We start from the raw sequence: 26,212 nt of genomic DNA, 5'->3' as shown, positions 1-26,212 counted from the left end.
TTATTCGCCTGCGGCGCCCGAGGCATCGGCGGCGCTGCGCTTGCGTTTGCTCCCGCTGCGACGGCGCTTCTTGGGCCCTTCGCCGACGCCATCGCCTTTGCTGCCGAGTTCACGAATCATCTCGCGGCGCTCGCTGTCATTGGCGTCCTGGTAGTCGGTCCACCATTCGCCCAGGTCGTCGGTCTGCTCGCCGGCGCTTTCACGCAGCAGCAGGAAGTCGTAGCCGGCACGGAAGCGCGGGTTCTCCAGCAACAGGTCGGCGCGCTTGCCACTGCGACGCGGCAGGCGTTCCTGCATGTCCCAGATCTCGCGGATCGGCAGGGTGAAGCGTTTCGGGATGGCGATGCGCTGGCACTGCTCGGCGATCAACTCGTGAGCGGCTTCCTGCATGGCCGGGATCGGCGGCATGCCACGGTCCTGCAGGCGCAGTACGCGTTTGGGCAAGGCCGGCCACAACAGGGCGGCAAACAGGAACGCCGGGGTGACCGGTTTGTTCTGTTTGATGCGCAGGTCGGTGTTGATCAACGCTTCGCTGATCAGGGTGTGGGTATACGTCGGGTTGTATTCCAGTGCTTCGGCGCTCGCCGGGAACAAGGGATCGAACAACTGCAGGTCGACGAGCATTTCGAAGGTATCGGCGGCGTAGCCCGAGAGGAACAGCTTGAGCACTTCTTCGAACAGGCGCGCCGAGGGGATTTCCCGCAGCATCGGCGCCAGTTCGCGAATCGGTGCCGCCGTGTGGCGCTCGATACCGAAGTTCAGCTTCGCGGCGAAACGCACCGCCCGCAGCATGCGTACCGGGTCTTCCTGGTAGCGCTGCGTCGGGTCGCCGATCAGGCGGATCAGGTTGTTGCGAATATCGTGTACGCCGTTGGCGTAATCGAGGATGCGCTCGCTGACCGGGTCGTAATACAGGGCGTTGATGGTGAAGTCGCGGCGCTGCGCGTCTTCTTCCAGGGTGCCGTAGACGTTGTCGCGCAGGATGCGTCCGCTTTCGTTGCGGGAAGACTGATTGGTGTCTTCTTCCTCATCGTTTTGCGGATGACCGGCACGGAAGGTCGCGACCTCGATGATTTCGCGGCCAAAGTGAATATGCACCAGCTTGAAGCGGCGGCCGATGATGCGCGCATTGCGAAACTCGGCGCGCACTTGCTCGGGCGTGGCGCTGGTGGCGACGTCGAAGTCCTTGGGTGTGATATTGAGCAACATGTCGCGTACACAGCCGCCCACCAGATAAGCCTGGTAACCGGCGTTCTGCAAACGTTCGACGATGTTCACTGCATAACGGCTGAACTGAGCGCGTTGCAGCGAATGTTGGCTGCTGTTGAGCACTTCAGGCGTGCTGCGTTTGTGTTGCGTTCGACGCAAGGGAGAACGGAATGACTGGAACAACTTCTTCAGCATGGGATGCACTGTTTGAAGGAATGTTCGGCCATAACGAAGAATGACCGCATGATGGGCCGGGATTCTAGCATTTAGTCGGGGGATGGTGTAGGAACAAGCTACAGGCCTTGCGCCATAAGCCTAAAAACGTCAAATACCGGAAACTACAAGGGGAGCCGAAGCTCCCCCAGAAGTAGTTGCGTGCTCTATTTTTATTATTGGTTTCGGGCTTTTTGTTTTTGTTGATCGCCCTCGCCATGAAGTGTGACCTTCATGACACTCCCAATCGGGAGTCAAGAGCAAACGGATTGCTTTGGTCGCTGTGTTGCTGATCTACGATCCAACCAGTTCAGGCTCTGCCTTAGGGCAGTTTTTGTTGTTCTCGGCCTGGTTGCGGGGCAAGCCCCAAATGCAACGCCTCTCCAAAAGAATCAGTTAGCTGCGCCTCCGCCGTGTTGTTTTTATTGTGCGTGAGTCGATTCGTCTTATTTTTATTGTCTTGTACAAAGCTTGTTATTGTTTTTGTACTAAGCATATAGCAGGGTGCGTGCCAACTTTTGCGCCGACCAGCAAAACCAGGGGGTTGAGGGATTTTTGGCTGTTTGGCGGCGAAAAAAAAGCCGGGGCTTCGTTACCGTAAGCCCCGGCTTTTGTTACGCGAAATATCCGCGGTAACAGTTTTTTCACATTGGCGGGTGTTACCTGTGGGCGCGCGCCCTCAGCTTTCGCTGGCCACTCCGGTCTTGCGCCGTGGAATACCCAGGCGTTGGCGCCGTTCCCACAGGCACTTGCGGCTTACGCCCAGCTTGCGCGCCAGTTCGGTCTCGGTCATGTGGTCCTGGTGCTCGAGGACGAAATGCTGGAAGTAGTCTTCCAGTGACAAATCTTCCGTCGGTTCATGGCTGGTATTGCCGGCGGCGCCCTGTTGCGGGGCCAGACCGATGAAGTCGTCGTCTTCCAGGTCACTGAGTTCTATATCGATACCCAGCAGTTCGGCGGAAATTTCCGGGCTCTCCGACAGAATCACCGCACGCTCGACCGCATTCTCCAACTCCCGCACGTTACCCGGCCATGAGTAGTGCCGAATCGCCTGCTCGGCGTCTGCGGCGAACCGCAGGTCGGTACGGTTGATGCGCGCGCTCTGGCGCAACAGGAACGCATTGGCGATCTCGTTGACGTCGGCACCCCGTTCCCGCAGGGCCGGCAGCTTGAGTGCGATCACATGCAGGCGGTAATACAAGTCTTCACGGAACTGGCCGATCTTGGCCAGGCTCTTGAGGTCGCGGTGAGTGGCCGCGATCAGGCGCACATCGACCTTCTGCGATTGCACCGAACCCACCCGGCGGATTTCGCCTTCTTGCAGTACACGCAGCAGGCGCGCCTGGGCTTCCAGGGGCAACTCGCCGATTTCGTCGAGGAACAGCGTGCCGCCGTCCGCCGCTTCCACCAGGCCCGCGCGCCCGGCGCTGGCGCCGGTAAACGCGCCTTTCTCGTGGCCGAACAGTTCGGACTCGATCAGGGATTCGGGGATTGCCGCGCAGTTCACCGAGATCATCGGTGCCTTGGCGCGCTTGGACAGGTTGTGCAGGGCGCGGGCCACCAGTTCCTTACCGGTCCCCGATTCGCCCTGGATCAGCACATTCGAGTCCGTCGGCGCCACTTTGCGGATCTTGCTGTACAGGTCCTGCATGGGTGGGCAGGAGCCGATGATGCCGATCTCGCCATTGCTGTTGTCGACGCCCGGCTTGTCGGCGCCGTTGGCCGCCTTGCCGGCGGGACGCTGTTCGGCCGTAGCGCTGCTGGCCGACTGGCGGTCACGCAGGATGCGGGCCACGGCCTGGAGCATCTCATCGTGGTCGAACGGCTTGGCGATGTAGTCCACCGCGCCCATCTTCATGGAGTCCACCGCCGAGCGCAGGCTGGCGTAGCTGGTCATGATCAGCACCGGGGTGCCCTGGCCGAGCTTGATCAACTCGGTGCCCGGCGCGCCGGGCAGGCGCAGGTCGCTGACAATCAGGTCGAACGTGGGAATACTGAACCGCTCTTGGGCTTCCTGCACCGAGCCGGCTTCGCTGACCTGGTACTGATTACGTTCAAGCAGGCGACGCAAGGCAGAGCGGATAATGGTTTCGTCTTCGACGATCAAAATGTGCGGCATTGATTCAATTCTCTCGACGGTCTCAGTTCACAGCGGACGTCGCTTCGACATGACGCGGCAAGGTCACCCGAATACGGGTGCCGCGTTGGCTTTCTGTGTCAGCCGGGCTGTCGATGGTGATTTGTCCATAATGCTCTTCAACGATGGAATAGACCAGTGCAAGGCCCAGACCGGTGCCTTCACCGGGGTCCTTGGTGGTGAAGAAGGGTTCGAACAAGCGGTCCTTGATGTTCTGTGGAATGCCGCTGCCTTCGTCCTCCACGATCAGGTCGACCGTGTGCTCGAAAGCCTCGCTCTTGACGCGTACCGCACTGCCGGCCGGGGACGCGTCGCGGGCGTTCGACAACAGGTTGATCAACACCTGCGCCAAGCGCTGGGAGTCACCGTCGACCCAGTGGTCCGGATCGCATAGGTTGAAGAACTGTACTTCGAAATTGCGCCGATTCAAGGCCAGCAGCCCAATGGCATCCTGTGCCACTTCGGCCAGGCACACCGCTTCGTCGTGGTTCTGATGGGCGCCGGCGTGGGCGAAGCTCATCAGTGACTGCACGATGCGCGACACGCGCTTGGTCTGTTCGAGGATCTGCCCGCTGATCTCGGTGATTTCGCCGTCTTCCTCGCGCTCTTCGCGCAGGTTCTGCGCCAGGCAGGCGATACCGGTGATCGGGTTGCCGATTTCATGGGCCACGCCCGCCGCCAGGCGACCGATACTGGCCAGGCGCTCGGAATGCACCAGCTTGTCTTCGAGCATCTGGGTTTCGGTCAGGTCTTCGACGAGCAACACCAGGCCGCTGTTACCGGGGGCCAGGGGCTCGTCGATCGCCGCCTTGTGCAGGTTGAGCCAGCGGGTCTGGCCGTCGAGGGCCAGGTGCTGCTTGTGCAAGTGTTCGTCGGGCAGGTTGATAAAGCCTTGCAGCAGTTCCTTCCACGGGTCGCCCAGGGTATTGAGGCGCGAGCCCACGACCCGTTGCGCGGCAATGCCGGTGAGTTCTTCCATGGCCTTGTTCCACATCAGAATCTCTTGGTCCTTGGCCAGGGAGCAGACCCCCATCGGCAGTTCCTGCAAGGTCTGGCGGTGATAGCGGCGCAGGGCATCGAGTTCGGCGGCCAGGCCAGTGAGGCGTGAGTGGTAATCCTCAAGCCGGCTTTCGATGAAGTGGATGTCTTCAGTGACGTAGTTTTCGCCGCTCGCCTTGTAGGGCAGGAACGTTTCCACCATGTCCTGCGACACGCTGGGGCCCATCAGCCCGGACAGGTTGGCTTCGATTCGGTCGCGCAGGCGGCGCAGGGCGTAGGGGCGGCGCTCGTCGAACGGTAGATAGAGGTCGCGCAGCGCTTGTTCGACTTCCTTTTGCGCGGCCTTGGCGCCCAGGGGCTTGGCCAGTTGCGTGGCGAACTCCTGGGGCGAGGCAGCATGCAGTTCGCGGCGTTGCGGGCGGCGCACGTTGTCCACCGCGCAGGCTTCGGCGGCGCTGGTTTCTTCCGGGCTGGCGTTGGTGAACAGCGAGATCAGGGTGAACATCAGCACGTTGGCGGCCAGCGAGGCGATCGCCGCCATGTGCCAGCTGGTGTCGTCGAGCACGTAGATCATGTTCAGTAGCGGGATGTAGAAACCCTGCAGGTTGCCGACCAACGGCAGCAACATGGTCACCAGCCACACCAGAATCCCAGCGAGCAACCCGGCGATAAAGCCGCGCCGATTGGCCGTCGGCCAGTACAGCACCGACAACACCCCCGGTAGGAACTGCAAGGTGGCGACAAACGCGACGATCCCCAGGTTGGCCAGGTCTTGCCCGGCGCCCAGCAGCAGGTAGAAACCGTAGCCGGCCATGATGATCGCGACGATCAGCGCGCGGCGGGTCCATTTCAGCCAGCGGTAGATATTGCCTTCGGCCGGCGGCTGGTACAGGGGCAGCACCAGGTGATTGAGCGCCATGCCCGAGAGCGCCAGCGTGGTGACGATGATCAGGCCGCTGGCCGCCGACAACCCGCCGACATAGGCCAGCAGCGCCAGGGCCGGGCTGTTGGCGGCGATGCCGACGCCGAGGGTGAAATATTCGGGGTTGGTGGTGGCGCCCAGTTTGAGGCCGGCCCACAGGATCAGCGGCACCGCCAGGCTCATCAACAGCAGGAACAGCGGCAAGCCCCAACTGGCGCTGACCAGCGAGCGCGGGTTGAGGTTCTCGGTGAACGTCATGTGGTACATGTGCGGCATCACGATGGCCGAGGCGAAGAACACCAGCAGCAGCGTGCGCCACGGGCCTTCCTGCAGCGGGGTGTGCAGCGCGGCGAGGGCGGTCTGGTTTTGCAGCAGCCACAACTCCAGCTGTTGCGGGCCGTCGAATACGCCGTAGAGCGCATACAGGCCGACGCCACCGATGGCGATCAGCTTGATCACCGACTCGAAAGCAATCGCAAAGACCAGGCCTTCGTGTTTCTCACGGGTGGCGATGTGGCGTGAGCCGAAGAAAATCGTGAACAGGCTGATCAGCGCGCAGAAGGCCAGGGCGACGCGATACTGCACCGGCTCACGGGTCAGGATGCTGATGGAGTCGGCCACTGCCTGGATCTGCAGGGCCAGCAAGGGCAACACGCCGATCAGCATGAAAATCGTGGTCAGCGCGCCCGCCCAGGTGCTGCGAAAGCGGAAGGCGAACAAGTCGGCCAGGGACGACAACTGATAGGTGCGGGTGATCTTCAGGATCGGGTACAGCAGCACCGGCGCCAGCAAGAAGGCCCCGGACACCCCGAGGTAACTGGACAGAAAGCCATACCCATACTGATAGGCCAGGCCCACCGTGCCATAGAACGCCCAGGCGCTGGCGTAGACGCCCAAGGACAAGGTGTAGGTCAACGGATGGCGAATGATCGCCCGCGGAATCATTCCGCGCTCACTGATCCAGGCGACACCGAACAGCGCGGCCAGGTAGGCGGCGCTGATCAGCAGCATCTGGGTGAGGCTAAAGCTCATCGGCATCTTTTTGGCTCTGCAGGATGAAAGTCACGACGATCAGGATCAGCCACAGCAGATAGGGGCGATACCAGGCGCCCGTGGCGTCGATCCACCAATCCATGATGGCGGGGGAAAACAGGTAGATCCCGACGACCAGCAGCAGGACCAAGCGATAGATGTACATGTTGGCCTCTGATTGAATAACTGCGGCGATGGTAACGGATGCCTGGCCGGCTGCAAGCGCCTTCAGCGCAACTGCGCTTCGGCCAGCGTGAGTGTGCGCGGGATCAACTGCGCATCCCAGTGGGCAATGCCCCAATCCAGCAGTTCCCGTGGGCTGGCGTGCAGCAGTTCGTCGCCGGGTTGCTGGCCGAGGGCGCGCAGGGCTCTCAACAGCAAAGGCGTGGCCTGGTCCGTGGTCAAGGGCGGGGAACGATAGGATTTGCCCAACTTGTTACCGTCCGGCTGGACGATCAGCGGCACGTGCAGGTAACGCGGTTGGCGCAGCCCCAATAATTCTTGCAGGTACAGCTGGCGCGGCGTGGAGTCGAGCAGGTCGGCGCCGCGCACGATGTCGGTAACACCTTGCCAGGCATCATCGAGCACCACGGCCAGTTGGTAGGCGTAGAGGCCGTCACGGCGACGGATGATGAAGTCACCCACTTCGCGGCCCAGGTGTTGTCGGAATTCGCCCTGTACGCGGTCGGTAAAGTGGTATTCCAGCTCCGGGACGCGCAGGCGGATGGCCGCATCGTGCTGCTCATGACCGGCATTACGGCACAAGCCCGGGTAGATCCCGTGGTAGGGCTCCAGCTGTTTGCGCGAGCAGGTACAGGCGTAGGCCAGGCCGTGGTTGAACAGGTCGTTCAGCACCTTGGCGTAGGCATCGTGCCGGTCGCTTTGTCGGACCATTTCACCGTCCCACTCGAAGCCATAGCTTTCCAGGGCATGCAGGATTGCCGCCTGGGCGCCGGGTTCTTCGCGGGGAGGGTCGAGGTCTTCCATACGCATCAGCCAGCGGCCATGGTTGGCGCGGGCGTCAAGGTAAGAGGCGAGGGCGGCGACCAGCGAGCCGAAGTGCAGGTGGCCGCTGGGCGTGGGGGCGAAACGCCCGATATAGGGAGAGGCTGTCATGGGCCGGATACTACTGGAAAATCGCTAAACGCCAGAAACAAAAATGGGGCGTTTGTACGCCCCATTCGTTCAGCTCGGCAGGGGTTACTTGCCGACCTGTTTTTCCTTGATTTCTGCCAGGTTCTTGCAGTCCACGCACATGTCGGCGGTAGGACGTGCTTCCAGGCGGCGAATACCGATTTCGATGCCGCAGCATTCGCACCAGCCGTATTCTTCGTCCTTGATCAACTGCAGTGTCTTGTCGATCTTCTTGATCAGCTTGCGTTCGCGATCACGGGCACGCAGTTCAAGGGCGAACTCTTCTTCCTGGCTCGCACGGTCGGCCGGATCAGGGAAGTTGGCTGCTTCGTCCTTCATATGGTCAACGGTGCGGTCGACCTCCTGCATCAAGTCTTGTTTCCACTTGTTAAGGATCTTGGTGAAGTGCTCGCGCATGGGCTCGCCCATGTACTCCTCACCTTCCTTCGTGACGTAAGGTTCGAAGCCGCTGAGGCCTGGGGATTGCTGTTGCTTTGCTTGGGTGGACATGAATAGACCGCCTCTCACTCTTCTAATCCATTGCGCAGGATTGCAACGTCACCGACACCTGCCGGCCCTGCGGCTGCAAGCGGGCGAACTTACCAGATAGATTCAGGGTGCGCCACTCCCGGTTGTCGAGGCCCATCACGCAGGGGTTGCAAACAGCAGCAACCCGCTGTGGCTGGGTATGAATCGTCTCGAAGGTTGATTTTAGTCGTTTTGCAAGCGCTTGCCGGGTTCATCGTGGACGGCCTGGCAGGCAATAGAGCATGTTTTACCGCGAGGGTTCGGTAGAATCGCTGTTTTTGTCCTCACCGTTAAGGAAGGCTAATGGCTCAGCCCTACAGTGCGCGCAGTCGCGCCATCGAACCTTTTCATGTCATGGCGTTGCTGGCGCGAGCCAATGAGCTGCAAGCGGCAGGCCATGATGTCATCCATCTGGAAATCGGCGAACCGGATTTCACCACCGCCGAGCCGATCATCCAGGCCGGCCAGGCCGCGCTGGCCAATGGCAAAACCCGCTATACCGCAGCCCGCGGCCTGCCGGAGCTGCGCCATGCCATCAGCGGTTTCTACCAGCAACGCTACGGCCTGAGCGTGGACCCCGAGCGCATCCTGATCACCCCGGGCGGCTCCGGCGCGTTGCTGTTGGCCAGCAGCCTGCTGGTGGACCCTGGTAAACACTGGCTGTTGGCCGACCCGGGTTACCCGTGTAACCGCCACTTCCTGCGCCTGGTGGAAGGCGCGGCGCAGTTGGTGCCCGTGGGTCCGGACGTGCGTTATCAATTGACCGCCGACCTGGTGGCCAAGCACTGGAACCAGGACAGCGTGGGCGCGCTGGTCGCATCGCCGGCCAACCCCACCGGCACCATCCTGACGCGGGACGAACTGGCGGGGTTGTCGAGTGCCATCAAGGCGCGTAACGGCCATTTGGTGGTGGACGAGATCTACCACGGCCTCACTTACGGCACCGAGGCGGCCAGCGTGCTGGAAGTCGACGATGATGCGTTTGTCCTGAATAGTTTTTCGAAGTATTTCGGCATGACCGGCTGGCGCCTGGGTTGGCTGGTGGCACCGCCCGATGCGGTCGGTGAGTTGGAGAAGCTCGCGCAAAACCTCTACATCAGCGCTCCGAGCATGGCGCAGTACGCGGCGTTGGCCTGCTTCACCCCGCAAACCCTGAGCATCCTGGAAGCGCGTCGTGCCGAGTTCGGGCGCCGTCGCGACTTCCTGCTGCCGGCCCTGCGCGAGTTGGGCTTCGGTATTGCCGTCGAACCGGAAGGGGCGTTCTATTTGTACGCCGATATCAGCGCGTTCGGCGGTGATGCCTTCGCGTTTTGCCGTCATTTCCTTGAGACCGAACATGTGGCGTTCACCCCCGGGCTGGATTTCGGTCGTTATCAAGCCGGCCACCATGTGCGCTTTGCCTACACGCAAAACCTTGATCGGCTGCAAGAGGCGGTAGAGCGCATCGCCCGTGGGCTGCGGAGCTGGCAGGGCTGATGCGCTTTCATCCTCCCCTCGAAGAGGCGCGGCTGATTCGCCGCTACAAGCGTTTTCTCACCGATATCGAAACCGTTACCGGCGAGTTGTTGACCATTCACTGCCCAAATACCGGTTCGATGCTCAATTGCATGGTCGAGGGCGGGCAGGTCTGGTTCAGTCGCTCCACTGACCCCAAGCGCAAGTTGCCCGGCACCTGGGAAATTGCCGAGACGCCTCAAGGCCGCCTCGCGTGCGTCAATACGGCGCGTGCCAATCAACTGGTTGAGGAGGCGTTGCATGCCGGGGTCATCACCGAACTCAACGGCTTTAGCGCGTTGAAGCGTGAAGTGCCTTACGGTCAGGAGAACAGCCGCATTGATTTTCGCCTGGATTACCCCGAGGGGGCGGCCTATGTCGAAGTCAAAAGTGTGACGCTGGGGTTCGATGGCACCTCGATTGCGGCGTTTCCGGACGCCGTGACCCAGCGCGGTGCCAAGCATCTACGCGAGCTGGCGCACCTGGCCCGGGATGGTGTGCGGGCGGTGCAGCTGTATTGCGTCAACCTGTCCGGGATCGAGGCCGTGCGCCCGGCCGTGGAAATCGACGCGGCCTACGCTGCCGCCCTGCGCGAGGCCAAGGCCGCGGGCGTGGAAGTGCTGGCGTATGGTGTGCGTGTCACGGCCGAGGAAATTTACGTCGAACGCCGCTTGGACGTGCTGCTCGGCGACTAGAGTTCTACCCACAGGCCCTGTTCGTCTTCGCGGCCGGGCAGGGCAGTGAGGCTTTGACCCGCGCAGGGGCCGGCGATGCATTCGCCGCTCTCGATCAGGAACAACGCGCCGTGGGTGGCGCATTGGATCAGGCTGGCGCTGGCGTCGAGGAAGTGATCGGGCTGCCATTCCAGGGGGACGCCGCGATGGGGGCAGCGATTGCGATAGAAGTAGGCGATGCCATCCCGGCGCACGGCCAACAGTTTGTGCCCGTCGATATCAAAACCACGGCTGCTGTTGGGGGCGAGGGTGTCGGAGGGGCAGAGAAACTTCATTCCAATCCTTAAGTGCCTTGACGTTCAAATGCAAACAATTATCAAATGCAGGCTTCGCCCGTTAGCTGACTGGGCGCTCAGTACGATGCCCGGCAAGAGGTATCTGTCACATCCATGAGTGTTTCAGCAGCCCCGCCCCTGGAAGGAAACCCTGTTATGCGCTTGAGTGCCAGCGCTATCGCGCTTGTTGTCGGACTGATGCTCAACCCTGGGGCGCACGCCTCGGAACTGCCGCAACGCTGGGTGAGTGCTGGCGGCGCGTTATCGGAGTGGGTGACGGCCCTGGGCGGTGAGTCGAAGTTGGTGGGCGTCGACACCACCAGCCAGCATCCGGCTTCGCTCAAGGCATTGCCGAGCGTCGGTTATCAGCGGCAGTTGTCGGCCGAGGGCATTCTCAGTCTGCGCCCGCAGGTCCTGGTGGGCACCGAGGAAATGGGGCCGCCGCCGGTGCTGGCGCAGATTCGCAACGCCGGGGTGCAGGTGGAAATGTTCTCGGCGCAGCCGGATTTGCCGACGTTGAAAGGCAACCTCGAACACCTGGGGAGGTTGTTGGGCAGTGAGGCCAAGGCCCATGCATTGTTTACCGCGTATGAACAGGCGCTTGACCGGCAGAAACGTTGGGTTGCCACAGCCCAGGCCACACACAAGGCCCCGGGGGTGTTGATGCTGCTCGGCAATGCCGGCGGCAAGCCGCTGATCGCTGGCAAAGACACGGCGGCTGACTGGATGCTGCGGCAGGCGGGCGGGCGCAACCTGGCGACCCACAGCGGTTATAAGCCGTTTTCCATGGAGTCGTTGGCCGGGTTGAGCCCCGAGGTGCTGGTGTTTGCCGACCGTGCGCTGACCGGCGAGGCGGCGCGTGCGGCCTTGTTCAAGGAGAACCCGATCCTGGCGTCCACGCCGGCGGCTAAACAGGCACGGGTGTTTGAGTTGGACCCGACGCTGCTGGTCGGCGGGCTCGGGCCGCGTCTGCCGCAAAGCCTGGTGCAGTTGTCGGCCGACTTCTATCCGTCCCAGGCCACGTCTGCCCCATGAGTACGCTGGTGAAACCCCGAACGCTGTTTATCGGCCTGACGCTGTTGTGTGTGCTGGCGATCTGGCTTTCATTGGCGCTGGGGCCGGTCAGCCTGCCGTTGCTGGATACGCTCAGGGCGGCCTTGCGCCTGATGGGCGTGCCGATCGAGGCCAGTGGCCTGGAGCAGGCGGAGCTGATTCTCGGGCAGATCCGTTTGCCGCGGACCTTGCTGGGGCTGGCGGTGGGCGGTGTATTGGCCTTGTCGGGCGTAGCGATGCAGGGGTTGTTTCGCAACCCGTTGGCCGATCCGGGGTTGGTCGGGGTATCCAGCGGCGCGGCACTCGGTGCGGCCTTCGCCATTGTCGGCGGCTCGTTTCTGGGTGGGTTGCCGGAGGTGTTCGGCCCATATCTGTTGTCGTTGTGCGCGTTTCTCGGTGGGTTGGGGGTGACGGCGCTGGTCTACCGGCTGGGGCGGCGCAACGGCCAGACCCATGTCGCGACCATGCTGCTCGCCGGTATCGCCCTCACGGCGCTCGCCAGCTCGGCGGTGGGCTTGTTTACCTACCTGGCCGATGACGCCACCCTGCGCACACTGACTTTCTGGAACCTGGGCAGCCTCAATGGCGCCAGCTATTCGCGCCTGTGGCCGTTGCTGCTGGTGAGCGCTGGCGTGGCGCTGTGGCTGCCGCGGCGGGCGAAGGCATTGAATGCACTGTTGCTCGGCGAATCCGAGGCCGCTCATCTCGGGGTCGATGTTGAGCGGCTCAAGCGCGAATTGGTGTTCTGCACCGCATTGGGCGTGGGCGCGGCGGTGGCGGCAGCGGGGATGATCGGCTTCGTCGGCCTGGTGGTGCCGCACCTGGTGCGATTGTTGGCCGGGCCGGATCATCGCGTGCTGTTACCCGCCTCGGTGCTGGCGGGGGCGAGCTTGCTGCTGTTGGCGGATCTGGTCGCGCGCCTGGCCTTGGCGCCGGCGGAGTTGCCGATCGGTATCGTCACCGCGTTGATTGGTGCGCCATTTTTTCTTTACCTGTTGTTGCGAGGGCGCGCCTGATGCTGCGAGTGGAAGGGCTGAGGATTCGTCGCGGTCGCAAAACCGTACTGGCGGATGTCACGTTGGACCTGTTGCCCGGCCAGGTGCTTGGCGTACTGGGCCCGAATGGCGCGGGCAAGAGCACGTTGCTGGGCGCGTTGTGCGGGGAACTGCACCCGGATCAAGGTCAGGTGTGGCTGGATCAGCACGAACTGAAAGACTGGAGCGGGTCGCAACGCGCGCAACGCCTGGCCGTGTTGCCGCAGGCTTCAACCCTGGATTTCGCCTTTCGTGTCGAAGAGGTGGTCGGCATGGGCCGCTTGCCCCATCAGACCGGGCGCGTGCGGGATGACGAGATTATCGATGCCGCGTTGCAGGCCGCGGATGTCGGGCACTTGAGCGGTCGCAGTTACCTGGCCTTGTCGGGCGGCGAGCGGCAGCGCGTTCACCTGGCGCGGGTGCTGGCGCAGTTATGGCCCGGGCAGGCGGGGCAGACGTTGCTGCTGGATGAGCCGACCTCGATGCTTGACCCTTTGCATCAACACACGACCTTGCAGGCGATACGCCGCTTTGCTGACCGTGGCGCAGCAGTGCTGGTGATTCTGCATGACCTGAACCTGGCGGCGCGTTACTGCGACCGGATTCTGTTGCTCGACGCGGGCCGCCCCCATGCGCTGGATACCCCGGCACAGGTTCTGCGGCCTGAGCCGCTCAAAGCGGTCTTCGGGCTGGATGTGCTGGTGCAGCCGCATCCGGAGCGCGGGCATCCGTTGATCATTGCGCGCTGAGGCTTTTTACCGGCAAAAAAAGACCCGGCAAGAGCCGGGTCAAATAACCGTGATTAGCCTGATGAGGAGATAATCTGAGAGTCCGAACCAATGGTCTTTCAGTTATCGGCTGGTCTCGCGACCAGTTGTGATAATCATAACTATTCTCATTTGAGAGTCAAGATTTGTTTTCACAGGCCCTTGTCCGGAATCTTTGTCCGCGGCGGGTGGGGTCGTCGATCTAATTCTTCTGGCGCGCCGAGATAGCATCCAATTGGCGGTTCAGCGCCTCCTTGCGTTCGGCTGGGATGTCGTTCCAATGCACATCCATCAATGCCCCTTCGATTGCATACAGCAAGACTTTCGAGGCACGGAAGCCACGCGTGCGAACGGCTCGATAAGCATCGACCGCGCCCAGGCGCCGCAGGTCTGACGCACTGTGGATGCCCGCCGCATGCAGCCATTGCGCCGAGGTCTTGCCAAGGTTTCTCAGGTGTTGCAGCTCATCGTTCATCGAGCCTCCTTGCGACGGCCGAATGGTGCGGTGGGTGTCGTGACCAGGCAAGCCTGAAAAGGAGTGTAGCGCTCAGTAGGAAAAGCGTAGTTCTTTGGTCAGGAATGGCGCAAAAGCTTATAAGGATGGCGTCGACGTTTTATTGCGGGCAGGCGCGAAGTCCCCGGTCCGTATTGCACGAGACCGGGGGCTTGGGAGGGCGTGTTACTTGGTGCGGTAGCGCAGGCGCGTGCCGAAATTGACCGACATGAGGATCTCGTCGGCCGTCAGTTCCGGCGGGAAGTAGGTGCCCGAAATCTGCGCATGGGCCAGGCTCGCGCCTTCCAATGAGCAGTCGCGCAAGTCCAGCCCGCGCAAATCGGCGGAACGGAAGTACGCATCGGTGAAATCCACGCCGCTGGCGTTCAGATCGCGCAGATCCAGCCCGCGGAAGTCGCCACCGCGCATGTCGATGACGCCGTCTTTGGGGCGTTCCTGGTTGAAACCGCGGATATCGTCTTTATGCAGAAGCGAATAGAGCGGGGTATCAAGAAGCTTGGGCTGACTCATGATAGCGACACCTGTTGGATTTATGGCGCCATTATAGTGCCACTATTGCTTGGCCGCTCGCCTAAGGTGACGACGCGACCAAGAAGTTTTTCTTACAGACCAGGCATGCGCTGGCGAATTTGCTCGACCAGTGCATCGAGGGTTCCGCTTTGATTGGTCTCGACGCGCTTGCTCAGCAACAGCTCTTCGGCTGTCAGCGGTTCGCGTTGGGCTTGCTGCTCTTCAATGATCGTCAATGTAGCGTCAGACGGATCGTTCTTGTCTGCCTGACGTTGTGCCAGCCAACTGGCGATAACGGCCTGCGGCGCATTGCAGTCCAGGATCAGGAACGGCGCGCCCGTCGCTTCGGCGACTTTGGCGGCGGCATCGCGTTGTGCGCGTTTCAGGAAGGTCGCATCCAGTACCACCGGGAACCCGGCGCGCAGCACAGTCTCGGCGATCTCGTTCAGGCGGGCGTAGGTTTTCGCGCTGGCGTCGGCAGCATAGATGCCGGCCTGGGGCGTGTTTTCCACCTGTTGTTCACCAAACAGGCGCTTGCGCTCCACGTCCGAACGCAGGCGAACGGCGCCCAAGGCTTCCACCAGACGCATGGCCACGTGGCTTTTGCCTACAGCGGAAACGCCGTGGGTAATCGCCAGGAAGCGCGACGGAATAATGCTGTAGCTCTCCGCCAGGTTGGCGTAGTTGCGGTACTGGCGCAGGGTGGTGGCGCGCTGCACCGGGCTCGCTTCGCTGGGCATGCTGAACAGCGCGACTTTGGCCCTGACCAGTGCGCGGTAGGCTTTATAGAAGTTCAGCACTTCCAGGCCCTGGTAGTCGCCGGTCAGTTCGAGGTACTGGCTGATGAACCGGCGTGCCAGGGATTTGAGGCCGCGGTCTTCCAGGTCCATGGCCAGGAAGCCGGTGTCGGCGTACACGTCGGTGAAGCGAAACGGTTCGTTGAACTCGATGCAGTCGAAGATCACCACGTGACCATCGATCAAGGTGGCGTTGCCCAGGTGGATATCGCCGTGGCACTCGCGGGTGAAACCATCGTGCTTGCGCTGTGCCAGCAGCGGCTTGAGGCGTTCGAAGCTGCTTTCGGCCCAGGCTTGCAGGGCTTCGAGTTGCAGCAGGTCGGCTTTGTCGCTGAGGAACGGGCGGATCTGATCGAAGTTCTGGCGTACCGGTGCCATCACCTCGTCGGGGGTGCCGGCCGGGTGCTCTTGCGGCACTTTCGGTGCGGTGAGGTGGAAGTGCGCGATCTGTTTGGCCATCTCGTCGATGTGCGCGCTGGTCAGCTCACCGTTGGCTTGCAAGGTGCTGAGCAACTGGCTTTGCGGGAATTGGCGCATTTTCAGCGCGTATTCGATGACCGGGCCGTCACCGCCCAATTGCGGCGCTTCGGCCGTGCCGGTGATCGGCAACACTTCAAGATACAAATCTTTGGTCAGGCGCTGGTTCAGGCGCAGCTCTTCGTTGCAGAAATGCCCGCGATCTTCCAGTTTGGTGAAGTCCAGGAAGCCGAAGTTCACCGGTTTCTTCAGTTTATAAGCGTAAGGGCCGGTCAGTATGACCCAGGAAATATGGGTCTCGATGACTTGGAACGCTTCAACCGGATGGGGGTATAAAGCCGGGTTCTGCAGGGCGGCAATCAGGGGCTGGCTCACGGGCGATCCTTCAAAGTCAGGGGAAATCATGGCGGGCATTATGGCTGCTGACGCCTGCTGTGCAAACCGCTGTCCGGCTCATGTTGATCATCGATAAAGTGCGTATAATCCGCCGCCATGACTCGAACCCGATCTCCCCGTTCCCGTAAAAAACCTCCTTCCCGCGGCCTGCGCCCGTGGCTGGGCTGGGCGCTCAAGCTCAGCCTGGTGGGTCTTGTGGTGCTCGCTGGCTTTGCGGTGTACCTCGATGCCGTGGTCCAGGAAAAATTCTCCGGCAAGCGCTGGACCATTCCGGCCAAGGTGTACGCCCGTCCGCTGGAGCTGTTCACCGGCCAGAAGCTGAGCAAGGATGACTTCCTCACCGAACTCGACGCCTTGGGCTACCGCCGCGAACCTGTGAGCAATGGTCCCGGCGCTGCGGCCGTCAGCGGCAATACCGTGGACTTGAACACCCGCGGCTTCCAGTTCTATGAAGGCCTGGAAAAACCCCAGCCGGTGCGCGTGCGCTTCTCCGGCGACTACGTGGCCGAGCTGTCCTCGCTGAATGGCTCGAAGCTGCCCGTGGTGCGCCTGGAACCGTTGATGATCGGCGGGATTTACCCGAAGAACCTGGAAGATCGCATCCTGATCAAGCTCGATCAGGTGCCGCCGTATCTGCTTGAAACCCTGGTTGCCGTGGAAGACCGCGATTTCTACAGCCACTGGGGCGTGTCGCCGAAGTCCATTGCCCGTGCGATCTGGGTCAACACCTCCGGCGGCAAAATGACCCAGGGCGGCAGTACGCTGACCCAGCAATTGGTGAAGAACTTCTACCTCACCAACGAGCGCAGCCTGACCCGTAAACTCACCGAGGCCATGATGGCGATGCTGCTGGAGTTGCATTACAGCAAGCAGGAAATCCTTGAGGCCTACCTCAACGAGGTGTTCGTCGGCCAGGACGGCCAGCGCGCGGTCCACGGTTTCGGGCTGGCGAGCCAGTTCTTCTTCGGCCAGCCGCTGTCCGAGCTGAAGTTGCATCAGGTCGCGTTGCTGGTGGGCATGGTCAAGGGGCCGTCCTACTACAACCCGCGGCGCAATCCTGAACGCGCGCTTGAGCGGCGTAACCTGGTGCTCGACGTGCTGGAGCAGCAGGGCGTGGCCACGGCGGAACAGGTTGCCGCGGCGAAGAAAATGCCACTGGGCGTGACCACCCGCGGCAAGCTGGCGGACAGCTCCTTCCCGGGCTTTATCGACCTGGTCAAACGCCAGTTGCGTGAAGACTACCGCGACGAAGACTTGACCGAGGAAGGCCTGCGCATCTTCACCAGTTTCGACCCGATCCTGCAGATGAAAGCCGAAGCGTCGGTCAACGACACCTTCAAGCGTCTGGCGGGGCGTAAAGGCTCCGACGAAGTCGAAGCAGCCATGGTGGTGACCAACCCGGAAACCGGTGAAGTCCAGGCCATGATCGGCAGCCGCCAGGCCAGTTTCGCCGGTTTCAACCGTGCGCTGGACGCGGTGCGGCCGATCGGCTCGCTGGTCAAGCCGGCGGTGTACCTGACGGCGTTGGAAAAACCGAGCAAATACACCCTGACCAGTTGGCTGTCGGACGACCCGCTGTCGGTCAAAGGTGCTGACGGCCAGGTCTGGACCCCGCAGAACTTCGATCGTCGTTCTCACGGTACGGTGTTCCTGTACCAGGGGCTGGCGCATTCCTACAACATCTCGACCTCGCGCCTGGGGCTCGAAGTGGGCGTGCCGAACGTCCTCAAGACCCTCGCGCGCCTGGGCATCACCCGTGAATTCCCGGCCTTCCCATCGATGCTTCTGGGCGCCGGTGCCATGACGCCGATGGAAGTGGCGACCATGTACCAGACCCTCGCCAACGGTGGTTTCAACACGCCGATGCGCGGCATTCGCAGCGTGCTGACGGCCGAAGGCGAGCCGCTCAAGCGCTATCCGTTCCAGATTCAGCAGCGTTTCGACGCGGGCTCCATCTACCTGATCCAGAACGCCATGCAGCGTGTGATGCGTGAAGGTACCGGTAGCTCGGTGTACAAGGTCCTGCCTTCCAACCTGACACTGGCGGGCAAGACCGGTACCAGTAACGATTCGCGTGACAGTTGGTTCGCCGGCTTCGGTCAGGATGTGCTGGCCGTGGTCTGGCTGGGGCGTGATGACAACGGCAAGACGCCGTTCACCGGCGCGACCGGTGCGTTGCAGGTCTGGACCAGTTTCATGCGCAAGGCCGATCCGTTGCCGCTGAGCATGCCGCAGCCGGACAACATCGTGCAGGCCTGGATTGATCCGCACACCGGCCAGGGCTCCGATGCCAACTGTCCGGGCGCGGTGCAGATGCCGTATATTCGCGGCAGCGAACCACCTCCCGGTGCCGCGTGCGGTGGCAGTGCCCCTGCAAGCGCGGAATCGGTGATGGATTGGGTCAAGGGCTGGATGAATTAAGCAAAGAGGGTTTCAAGTGAACAAGTGGTGGATTCCAGCTATTACAGCTCTGGCTTTGCTCGGCGGTTGCTCCAGCGTTCAGCGCGGCTCCATTCCCGTGGTGGACTCGAGCACAACCGTCTCCAATAACGATCGGATCTCGGCCAATGGCGGTTTCCGTCAGACCGTGACCAAGCGTCCTGCCCAGGCCGCGACCCGCGCCGTGCCGCAGGATTCGGGTGTGGTGGTGATGGTGCCGGGCGCCGGTGCCGCGACATCGGCGCCGATCAGCGCCGAGCCGTGGACGCCAGGGCCTAGCACGTCGGGGCCGATTGACTCCACGCCGGTCCAGGCCGCGCCGATCAACCAGAACACCTACACCATGCCGTCGACGCCAAGCGGCATTCCGTCGTCCTCCAGCGCGGGCGGCCTGTCGGCTGATGAGCAACTGGACGGCCCGGTACTGGCCTTGCTCACCACTGCCCAGCAACAGCAGGCTGGTGGCGACTTGAACGGTGCATCGTCGAGCCTCGAGCGCGCCCAGCGCGTTGCGCCGCGTGAACCGCAGGTGCTGTATCGCCTGGCCCAGGTGCGGATGGCCCAGGGCGATGCGCCGCAAGCCGAACAGTTCGCCCGTCGCGGCCTGACCCTGGCCAACGGCCGTCCTGACCTGCAGGCCAGCCTGTGGGCCTTGATCGGTGATGCGCGTGCCGCACAAGGCGACGCTGCCGGTGCCGCCCAGGCTCGGCAGAAAGCCAAGGTCAGCCTCTGATGGATGCGCGTTTTCCAGCGATTGCCGAACAGCTGTTGCTGATTGAGCGCGAATTGCGCCTGCAGGGCTGGTGGGACGAGGTGTCCCCCAGCGCCGAGGCGCTCAGCAGCGTCGAGCCCTTTTCGGTCGACACCCTGGACTTCCACCAGTGGCTGCAGTGGATCTTCCTGGTGCGAATGAAGCAGATCCTCGAACAGAACCTGCCGTTGCCAAATGCTTCCGGGATCATGGAGATGGCCGAGATGGTCTACACCGACCGGCCGCTGGAAAGCCAGGGTTTGCGCAATGCGCTGAAAAAGTTCGACCAATTGATCGTCGACGCTCGTTAATTGCCTGGCTGCCGGTTTTTCCGGCAGTCTTGCGCACATTTCTACCGCTTGACGACATTCAGGCGAGTTTTATCCCTCCTCAAAGCCCTTTCTTCTACGTTCTCATGCGCTTAGTTGGAAAAAAGCGCAATTATTGCTTGACTTGAAGGGCCTGAAACAGAAGAATCCAAAGTCCGCTGTATCGGGACTGCCAGAAGCAGGCCCGCTCAGCAGATCATGAGGCGCACATCCGCGCCGACCTGTTACACCCGCAACGCGTTACCTCGCGCTGGGTGGGAAGAGCCCGCAACACTTGGGACGATCCCAATACTTGCTCAGTCAGTGCTGACGTAGTCGGCGACCACCGTCGCTCATGCTCTGTTGAGAAGTAAACCTATTAAGACCCGTCGGTTTTTAACGGACGGTATTCTGGCGTTTTAGAGGTGAACAACGTGGAGCTTTTATCTGGCGGTGAGATGCTCGTCCGCTTTTTGCGTGACGAAGGCGTTGACTATATCTACGGGTACCCTGGTGGTGCTCTGCTGCACGTCTATGACGCACTGTTCAAGGAACCGGCTGTTACCCACATCCTGGTTCGCCACGAACAGGCTGCAACCCATATGGCTGACGGTTATGCCCGTGCCACCGGTAAAGCCGGCGTGGTACTGGTAACGTCCGGTCCAGGCGCAACCAATGCCATTACCGGCATCGCGACTGCTTATATGGACTCCATCCCGATGGTGATCATTTCCGGCCAGGTCGCTAGCACCATGGTCGGTACCGATGCATTCCAGGAAACCGACATGATCGGTATCTCCCGGCCGATCGTGAAACACAGTTTCATGATCAAGCATGCCTCGGAAATCCCGGAAGTCATGAAAAAGGCGTTCTACCTCGCACAGTCCGGTCGCCCGGGCCCTGTAGTGGTCGATATCCCGAAAGACATGACCAACCCGGCCGAGAAATTCGAATACGTCTTCCCGAAGAAAGCCAAGCTGCGTTCCTACAGCCCGGCCGTTCGTGGGCACTCGGGGCAGATCCGCAAGGCGGCAGAAATGCTCCTGGCGGCCAAGCGTCCGGTGCTGTACTCGGGCGGCGGCGTGATTCTGGGCGGCGGTTCCGCACCGTTGACCGAACTGGCCAAGCTGCTCAACCTGCCGGTGACCAACACCCTGATGGGCCTCGGCGCATTCCCGGGTACGGACCGTCAGTTCGTCGGCATGCTCGGCATGCACGGCAGCTACACCGCCAACCTGACCATGCACCACGCCGACGTGATCCTGGCCGTGGGCGCGCGGTTCGATGACCGGGTGATCAACGGCGCGAGCAAGTTCTGCCCGAATGCCAAGATCATCCATATCGACATCGACCCGGCGTCCATCTCCAAGACCATCAAGGCCGACGTGCCGATCGTAGGTCCGGTGGAAAGCGTGTTGACCGAAATGGTCGCTGCGCTGAAGGAAATCGGCGAGACGCCGAACAAAGAAGCTGTCGCCAGCTGGTGGAAGCAGATCGACGAATGGCGCGGTGACCGCGGTCTGTTCCCTTATGACAAGGGCGACGGCAGCATCATCAAGCCACAAACCGTGATCGAGACCCTGTGCGAAGTGACCAAGGGCGATGCCTTTGTGACCTCCGACGTGGGCCAGCACCAGATGTTCGCCGCGCAGTACTACAAGTTCGACAAGCCTAACCGCTGGATCAACTCCGGTGGCCTGGGCACGATGGGCTTTGGTTTCCCTGCGGCCATGGGCGTCAAACTGAGCTTCCCGGACAGCGACGTTGCATGCGTCACCGGCGAAGGCAGCATCCAGATGAACATCCAGGAGCTGTCGACGTGCCTGCAGTACGGCCTTCCGGTGAAGATCGTGTGCCTGAACAACGGCGTGTTGGGCATGGTTCGTCAATGGCAGGACATGAGCTACGGTAGTCGTCACTCCCATTCCTACATGGAATCGCTGCCCGACTTCGTCAAATTGGTCGAGGCTTACGGCCACGTCGGTATTCGCATCAACGATCTGAAAGATCTGAAGCCGAAGATGGAAGAAGCGTTCGCCATGAAGGATCGCCTGGTGTTCATCGATATTCAGGTGGATACCAGCGAGCACGTCTACCCGATGCAGATCAAAGACGGCTCTATGCGTGACATGTGGCTGAACAAGACGGAGCGTACCTAATCATGCGGCACATAATCTCCCTGCTTCTGGAGAACGAACCCGGCGCTCTGTCTCGTGTTGTCGGCTTGTTTTCGCAACGCAACTACAACATCGAAAGCCTGACCGTGGCACCGACCGAAGACCCGACCCTGTCGCGCCTGACGTTGACCACCGTGGGCCACGATGAGGTGATCGAGCAGATCACCAAAAACCTCAACAAGCTGATCGAAGTGGTCAAGCTGGTCGACCTGTCGGAAAGTGCCCACATCGAGCGCGAGCTGATGCTGGTTAAAGTCAAGGCCACGGGCGCCCAACGTGCCGAGATCAAGCGTACTACCGACATTTATCGCGGGCAGATCGTCGATGTGAGCGCCAGCGTTTATACCGTGCAATTGACCGGTACAAGCGACAAGCTGGACAGCTTCATCCAGTCGATCGGGACGGCCTCGATTCTGGAAACCGTACGCAGTGGTGTCACCGGGATTGCCCGTGGCGACAAAGTACTCAGCATCTAACCCAAATTAGTGAATGGCCTTAAGGCCTGGATATATAGAGGAACCTCATGAAAGTTTATTACGATAAAGATTGTGACCTGTCGATCATCCAGGGCAAGAAAGTCGCCATCATCGGCTACGGTTCCCAGGGCCACGCGCAAGCTTGCAACCTGAAAGATTCCGGCGTTGACGTGACTGTTGGCCTGCGCAAAGGCTCGGCCACTGTTGCCAAGGCTGAAGCCCACGGCCTGAAAGTGACTGACGTTGCTTCCGCCGTTGCCGCTGCCGACCTGGTCATGATCCTGACCCCGGATGAGTTCCAGTCCGCGCTGTACAAGAACGAAATCGAGCCGAACATCAAGAAGGGCGCCACCCTGGCCTTCTCCCACGGCTTCGCGATCCACTACAACCAAGTCGTGCCACGCGCTGACCTCGACGTGATCATGATCGCGCCGAAAGCCCCGGGCCACACCGTGCGTTCCGAGTTCGTCAAAGGCGGCGGTATCCCTGACCTGATCGCGATCTACCAGGACGCGTCGGGCAACGCCAAGAACGTTGCACTGTCCTACGCTGCCGGCGTTGGTGGCGGTCGTACCGGCATCATCGAAACCACTTTCAAGGACGAGACTGAAACCGACCTGTTCGGCGAACAAGCTGTTCTGTGCGGCGGTACCGTTGAACTGGTCAAAGCCGGTTTCGAAACCCTGGTTGAAGCCGGCTACGCGCCGGAAATGGCCTACTTCGAATGCCTGCACGAACTGAAGCTGATCGTGGATCTCATGTACGAAGGCGGTATCGCCAACATGAACTACTCGATCTCCAACAACGCCGAATACGGCGAGTACGTGACTGGCCCGGAAGTGATCAACGCCGAGTCCCGTCAGGCCATGCGCAACGCCCTGAAACGCATTCAGGACGGCGAATACGCCAAAATGTTCATCAGCGAAGGCGCTACCGGCTACCCTTCGATGACCGCCAAGCGTCGTAACAACGCCGCTCACGGTATCGAAATCATCGGCGAGCAACTGCGCTCCATGATGCCGTGGATCGGTGCCAACAAGATCGTCGACAAAGCCAAAAACTAAGTCGGATGCATCTAGAAAAAACGCGGCTTAGGCCGCGTTTTTTCGTTTGGGTGGCTGGTTCTGGTATAAAGCTGCATCGTTTGCGGGCGAACACTCGCCGCAAGTATCTGTCGAATTTTTTCACACCGTTGCAAGGTAAAGTCCATGAGCGAACGTCCCGAAGAGCCAAACCAGGCTTCTGACGCCGATAGCCTGCTACCGATCGATGAACATGTTGAAGAAGGGCATGACGCGGAAGGCCGCAAGGTCCGGCATCGTGGCATCTATCTCCTGCCCAATCTGTTCACTACGGCGAACCTGTTTGCCGGGTTCTACTCCATCATCAACTCCATGAGCGCCCAGAGCGCGCTGGCGGCGGGTGATGCGGTGAGTGCCAGCAAGTACTTCGGTTTTGCGGCGATCGCCATCTTCGTCGCCATGGTGCTCGACGGTCTCGATGGGCGCGTGGCGCGCATGACCAATACCCAAAGCGCCTTCGGTGCCGAGTATGACTCGCTGTCGGACATGGTTGCCTTTGGTGTCGCGCCTGCGTTGCTGGCGTTTGCCTGGGCCCTGGGTGACATGGGCAAGGTCGGCTGGATGGTGGCCTTCATCTATGTCGCGGGCGCCGCGTTGCGCCTGGCGCGCTTCAACACCCAGGTGGGGACCGCTGACAAGCGTTACTTCATCGGCCTGGCCAGCCCGGCTGCTGCGGGCGTGGTGGCGGGGATCGTCTGGGCGTTCAGTGACTACGGCATCCAGGGATCGAAGATGTCGTTCCTGGTGGCCTTGATGGTTGCGGCCGCCGGCATGCTGATGGTCAGTAACATCAAGTACAACAGCTTCAAGGAACTCGACCTCAAGGGGCGCGTGCCTTTCGTGGCCATCCTTGCGGTGGTGCTGGTGTTCGCCGTGGTCTTCAGCGATCCGCCGCGTATTCTGCTGCTGGTGTTCCTGGTGTATGCCGCTTCCGGGCCAGTTCAGTATCTGCTGCAACTGCGTCGGGACAAAACATTGCCTTAATGTAATTTCCCCCATACTCCGCAGTCTATTGGTGCATCAGTTCTCCAATGCTGCGGAGTTGCCATGTTAATCAAATTGCCCAAAGCGTCCGATTGTCATGAATCGGACGTCACTCCTGAGTCCTTCTACCTGTCTCGCCGTAGCTTGCTCGGTGGTGCGCTGGCCGGTGTTGCCGCCAGCAGCTTGCCGCGCTGGGCCAGCGCTGACGATGCCGCGCGGTATGCGGATGTCGAACCAGGCAAGGCGCCAGGCTGGTTTGCCGAAAAACTGCCGGGTACGAAATGGCAGGCGGTAACCGTCAAGGACGAAGCCATCACCCCGTTCAAGGACGCGACCCACTACAACAACTTCTATGAGTTCGGCACGGACAAGGGCGATCCTGCGGCGAATGCAGGTTCGCTCAAGACCGAACCCTGGAGTGTGGTGATCGATGGCGAGGTCGCAAAGCCGGGGCGTTACGCCCTGGAAGACTTCATGAAGCCGTATCAATTGGAAGAGCGAATCTACCGTCTGCGCTGTGTGGAGGCGTGGTCGATGGTCATTCCGTGGATGGGTTTTCCCATTTCGGCGTTGCTCAAGCAGGTTGAGCCGACTTCCAAAGCCAAGTACATCCGCTTCGAAACCCTCCAGGACCCCAAAAGCATGCCGGGCCAGCGCTCGAGTTTCGGCTTGATCGATTGGCCCTATGTAGAAGGGCTGCGCCTGGATGAGGCGATGAATCCCCTGGCGATTCTGGCGGTGGGGATGTATGGGCGCGAGTTGCCTAACCAGAATGGCGCGCCGTTGCGTTTGGTGGTGCCATGGAAGTATGGCTTCAAGAGCGTGAAGTCCATCGTGCGTATCAGCTTGGTAAGCGAGCAGCCGAAAACCACCTGGCAAAGTATTGCGGCGAATGAGTACGGGTTTTATGCGAACGTGAACCCGACGGTCGACCACCCTCGTTGGACTCAGGCGCGTGAGCGGCGCTTGCCGAGTGGCCTGTTCAGCCCGAATGTGCGCGAGACGCAGATGTTCAACGGTTACTCGGATGAGGTGGCGGCGCTTTATACCGGCCTCGACCTGCGGAAGAACTACTGATGCGTTTCCCGATCTGGCGCATCGGCGTGTTTATCGCCACCGCGGTATGGCCGTTGCTCTGGCTGTACGAAGCGTGGCGTTCTGCCTTGGGGCCGGACCCAGGCAAGGTGCTGGTTGACCGGCTGGGCTTGGGCACGTTGATCCTGCTGCTGATTACCCTGGCGATGACACCGTTGCAGAAGTTGAGCGGTTGGGCAGGGTGGATCGCGGTGCGGCGCCAGTTGGGGTTGTGGTGCTTTGCTTATGTGGTGCTGCACCTGGCGGCATATTGTGTGTTTGTCCTGGGGCTGGATTGGTCGCAGTTGGGGGTGGAATTGAGTAAGCGCCCCTACATTATTGTGGGGGCCCTGGGTTTCCTGTCTTTGTTGGTGCTGGCGCTGACGTCGAATCGCTACAGTCAGCGTCGGTTGGGCAGCCGTTGGAAGAAGTTGCATCGCCTGGTGTATGGCGTGCTTGGGCTTGGCTTGCTGCATATGTTGTGGATCGTGCGGGCGGATCTGAAGGAGTGGGCTATCTATGCTTCTATAGGTGCGCTGCTTCTTGTCCTGCGGATACCGCCGGTGATGCGGCGAATTCCGCGCCTTATTGCGAAAAAAGCACCTTCTGCAACAAAAGCGTAATTAACCCTTGACGGCAAATCCTGGACGTCTATAATTCGCCCCACTTCCGGCGCAGTCGAAACGGAAAACTCCT

The 26,212-nt window shown here is 61.1% G+C and carries 24 protein-coding genes; 14 read left to right on the top strand and 10 right to left on the bottom strand.

What is annotated here, in order from left to right:
- The 6 genes from JN756_RS27390 to dksA all read right to left on the bottom strand — a co-directional run bounded on the left by JN756_RS27390 (position 1) and on the right by dksA (position 8,156).
- A complete protein-coding gene (locus JN756_RS27390) occupies positions 1-1,404 on the bottom strand; it encodes a polynucleotide adenylyltransferase PcnB (protein WP_046382050.1) in 1,404 nt (467 codons plus the stop codon).
- A 697-nt stretch (positions 1,405-2,101) separates the two neighbouring features.
- Entirely contained in the window at positions 2,102-3,541 is a 1,440-nt protein-coding gene (locus JN756_RS27385; protein WP_017847436.1) for a sigma-54-dependent transcriptional regulator, read from the bottom strand.
- Positions 3,542-3,563: 22 nt separating this feature from the next.
- Positions 3,564-6,518, bottom strand: coding sequence for a sensor histidine kinase (locus JN756_RS27380; RefSeq protein WP_164887002.1), 2,955 nt, complete (start codon positions 6,516-6,518; stop codon positions 3,564-3,566).
- Positions 6,502-6,678, bottom strand: coding sequence for a hypothetical protein (locus tag JN756_RS27375; protein WP_003176118.1), 177 nt, complete (start codon positions 6,676-6,678; stop codon positions 6,502-6,504). Before JN756_RS27375 ends, JN756_RS27380 begins: the two co-directional genes overlap by 17 nt.
- Positions 6,679-6,740: 62 nt before the next feature.
- Positions 6,741-7,628 (bottom strand): tRNA glutamyl-Q(34) synthetase GluQRS, encoded by an 888-nt coding sequence (gene gluQRS / locus JN756_RS27370; protein WP_046382052.1) that lies wholly within the window; start codon positions 7,626-7,628, stop codon positions 6,741-6,743.
- Positions 7,629-7,712: 84 nt separating this feature from the next.
- Positions 7,713-8,156: an RNA polymerase-binding protein DksA gene (gene dksA / locus JN756_RS27365; RefSeq protein ID WP_017847439.1), complete on the bottom strand. Its 444-nt coding sequence runs from the start codon at positions 8,154-8,156 to the stop codon at positions 7,713-7,715.
- Positions 8,157-8,477: 321 nt separating this feature from the next.
- Between dksA and JN756_RS27360 the strand changes: the two genes are divergently transcribed.
- Positions 8,478-9,650, top strand: coding sequence for a pyridoxal phosphate-dependent aminotransferase (locus JN756_RS27360; protein ID WP_046487535.1), 1,173 nt, complete (start codon positions 8,478-8,480; stop codon positions 9,648-9,650).
- The gene (gene sfsA / locus JN756_RS27355; protein WP_017847441.1) at positions 9,650-10,363 is read left to right on the top strand and encodes a DNA/RNA nuclease SfsA; all 714 of its coding nucleotides are present in this window, start codon (positions 9,650-9,652) and stop codon (positions 10,361-10,363) included. The genes JN756_RS27360 and sfsA overlap by 1 nt, the downstream gene beginning before the upstream one ends.
- On the opposite strand, the gene JN756_RS27350 is transcribed toward sfsA, so the two are convergent.
- Entirely contained in the window at positions 10,360-10,677 is a 318-nt protein-coding gene (locus JN756_RS27350) for a Rieske (2Fe-2S) protein (RefSeq protein ID WP_046382054.1), read from the bottom strand. The two genes, sfsA and JN756_RS27350, sit on opposite strands and share 4 nt — an antisense overlap.
- A 156-nt stretch (positions 10,678-10,833) precedes the next feature.
- Between JN756_RS27350 and JN756_RS27345 the strand changes: the two genes are divergently transcribed.
- Genes JN756_RS27345 through JN756_RS27335 form a run of 3 tightly spaced genes read left to right on the top strand, consistent with a single transcriptional unit; the run spans position 10,834 to position 13,513 of the window.
- Positions 10,834-11,712 carry a heme/hemin ABC transporter substrate-binding protein gene (locus JN756_RS27345; protein ID WP_201021546.1) on the top strand — a complete coding sequence of 293 codons (879 nt, stop codon included), beginning with the start codon at positions 10,834-10,836 and terminating at the stop codon, positions 11,710-11,712.
- A gap of 50 nt (positions 11,713-11,762) precedes the next feature.
- On the top strand, positions 11,763-12,746 hold the full coding sequence (locus JN756_RS27340; protein WP_164887008.1) for a FecCD family ABC transporter permease: 984 nt from the start codon (positions 11,763-11,765) through the stop codon (positions 12,744-12,746).
- Positions 12,746-13,513 (top strand): heme ABC transporter ATP-binding protein, encoded by a 768-nt coding sequence (locus tag JN756_RS27335; RefSeq protein ID WP_046382057.1) that lies wholly within the window; start codon positions 12,746-12,748, stop codon positions 13,511-13,513. The genes JN756_RS27340 and JN756_RS27335 overlap by 1 nt, the downstream gene beginning before the upstream one ends.
- Positions 13,514-13,733: 220 nt before the next feature.
- Here the strand turns inward: JN756_RS27335 and JN756_RS27330 are convergent, their stop codons facing one another.
- From JN756_RS27330 to JN756_RS27320, 3 genes are all read right to left on the bottom strand, one after another.
- Positions 13,734-14,006, bottom strand: coding sequence for a TfoX/Sxy family protein (locus JN756_RS27330; RefSeq protein ID WP_017847446.1), 273 nt, complete (start codon positions 14,004-14,006; stop codon positions 13,734-13,736).
- Positions 14,007-14,210: 204 nt separating this feature from the next.
- Positions 14,211-14,555, bottom strand: a complete 345-nt coding sequence (locus JN756_RS27325; protein ID WP_017847447.1) for a pentapeptide repeat-containing protein — start codon at positions 14,553-14,555, stop codon at positions 14,211-14,213.
- A gap of 92 nt (positions 14,556-14,647) precedes the next feature.
- The gene (locus tag JN756_RS27320; RefSeq protein WP_017847448.1) at positions 14,648-16,204 is read right to left on the bottom strand and encodes a bifunctional aminoglycoside phosphotransferase/ATP-binding protein; all 1,557 of its coding nucleotides are present in this window, start codon (positions 16,202-16,204) and stop codon (positions 14,648-14,650) included.
- Positions 16,205-16,321: 117 nt separating this feature from the next.
- Between JN756_RS27320 and mrcB the strand changes: the two genes are divergently transcribed.
- The 9 genes from mrcB (at position 16,322) to msrQ (ending at position 26,139) form a co-directional block, all read left to right on the top strand.
- On the top strand, positions 16,322-18,646 hold the full coding sequence (gene mrcB, locus JN756_RS27315; protein WP_026140090.1) for a penicillin-binding protein 1B: 2,325 nt from the start codon (positions 16,322-16,324) through the stop codon (positions 18,644-18,646).
- Between the two features lie 16 nt (positions 18,647-18,662).
- Complete coding sequence (locus JN756_RS27310; RefSeq protein WP_057005452.1) at positions 18,663-19,397, top strand: tetratricopeptide repeat protein; 735 nt, start codon at positions 18,663-18,665, stop codon at positions 19,395-19,397.
- Entirely contained in the window at positions 19,397-19,726 is a 330-nt protein-coding gene (locus JN756_RS27305) for a YqcC family protein (protein WP_128191749.1), read from the top strand. The genes JN756_RS27310 and JN756_RS27305 overlap by 1 nt, the downstream gene beginning before the upstream one ends.
- Before the next feature lie 431 nt (positions 19,727-20,157).
- Positions 20,158-21,882 (top strand): acetolactate synthase 3 large subunit, encoded by a 1,725-nt coding sequence (locus JN756_RS27300; protein WP_046385175.1) that lies wholly within the window; start codon positions 20,158-20,160, stop codon positions 21,880-21,882.
- A 2-nt stretch (positions 21,883-21,884) separates the two neighbouring features.
- Positions 21,885-22,376 carry an acetolactate synthase small subunit gene (gene ilvN, locus JN756_RS27295; RefSeq protein WP_003176102.1) on the top strand — a complete coding sequence of 164 codons (492 nt, stop codon included), beginning with the start codon at positions 21,885-21,887 and terminating at the stop codon, positions 22,374-22,376.
- A 47-nt stretch (positions 22,377-22,423) separates the two neighbouring features.
- On the top strand, positions 22,424-23,440 hold the full coding sequence (gene ilvC / locus JN756_RS27290) for a ketol-acid reductoisomerase (protein ID WP_003212125.1): 1,017 nt from the start codon (positions 22,424-22,426) through the stop codon (positions 23,438-23,440).
- 144 nt (positions 23,441-23,584) lie between these two features.
- Entirely contained in the window at positions 23,585-24,442 is an 858-nt protein-coding gene (gene pssA / locus JN756_RS27285; RefSeq protein ID WP_017847454.1) for a CDP-diacylglycerol--serine O-phosphatidyltransferase, read from the top strand.
- Positions 24,443-24,505: 63 nt separating this feature from the next.
- Positions 24,506-25,519, top strand: coding sequence for a protein-methionine-sulfoxide reductase catalytic subunit MsrP (msrP, locus tag JN756_RS27280; RefSeq protein WP_017847455.1), 1,014 nt, complete (start codon positions 24,506-24,508; stop codon positions 25,517-25,519).
- Entirely contained in the window at positions 25,519-26,139 is a 621-nt protein-coding gene (gene msrQ, locus JN756_RS27275) for a protein-methionine-sulfoxide reductase heme-binding subunit MsrQ (RefSeq protein ID WP_046382059.1), read from the top strand. The genes msrP and msrQ overlap by 1 nt, the downstream gene beginning before the upstream one ends.
- Positions 26,140-26,212: the final 73 nt, after the last annotated feature.

This window comes from Pseudomonas sp. Y39-6 (assembly GCF_023651955.1).
GTDB lineage: Bacteria > Pseudomonadota > Gammaproteobacteria > Pseudomonadales > Pseudomonadaceae > Aquipseudomonas > Aquipseudomonas veronii.
The sequence above is the reverse complement of the archived record's forward strand: the minus strand, read 5'-3'. Positions and strand labels throughout refer to the sequence as shown.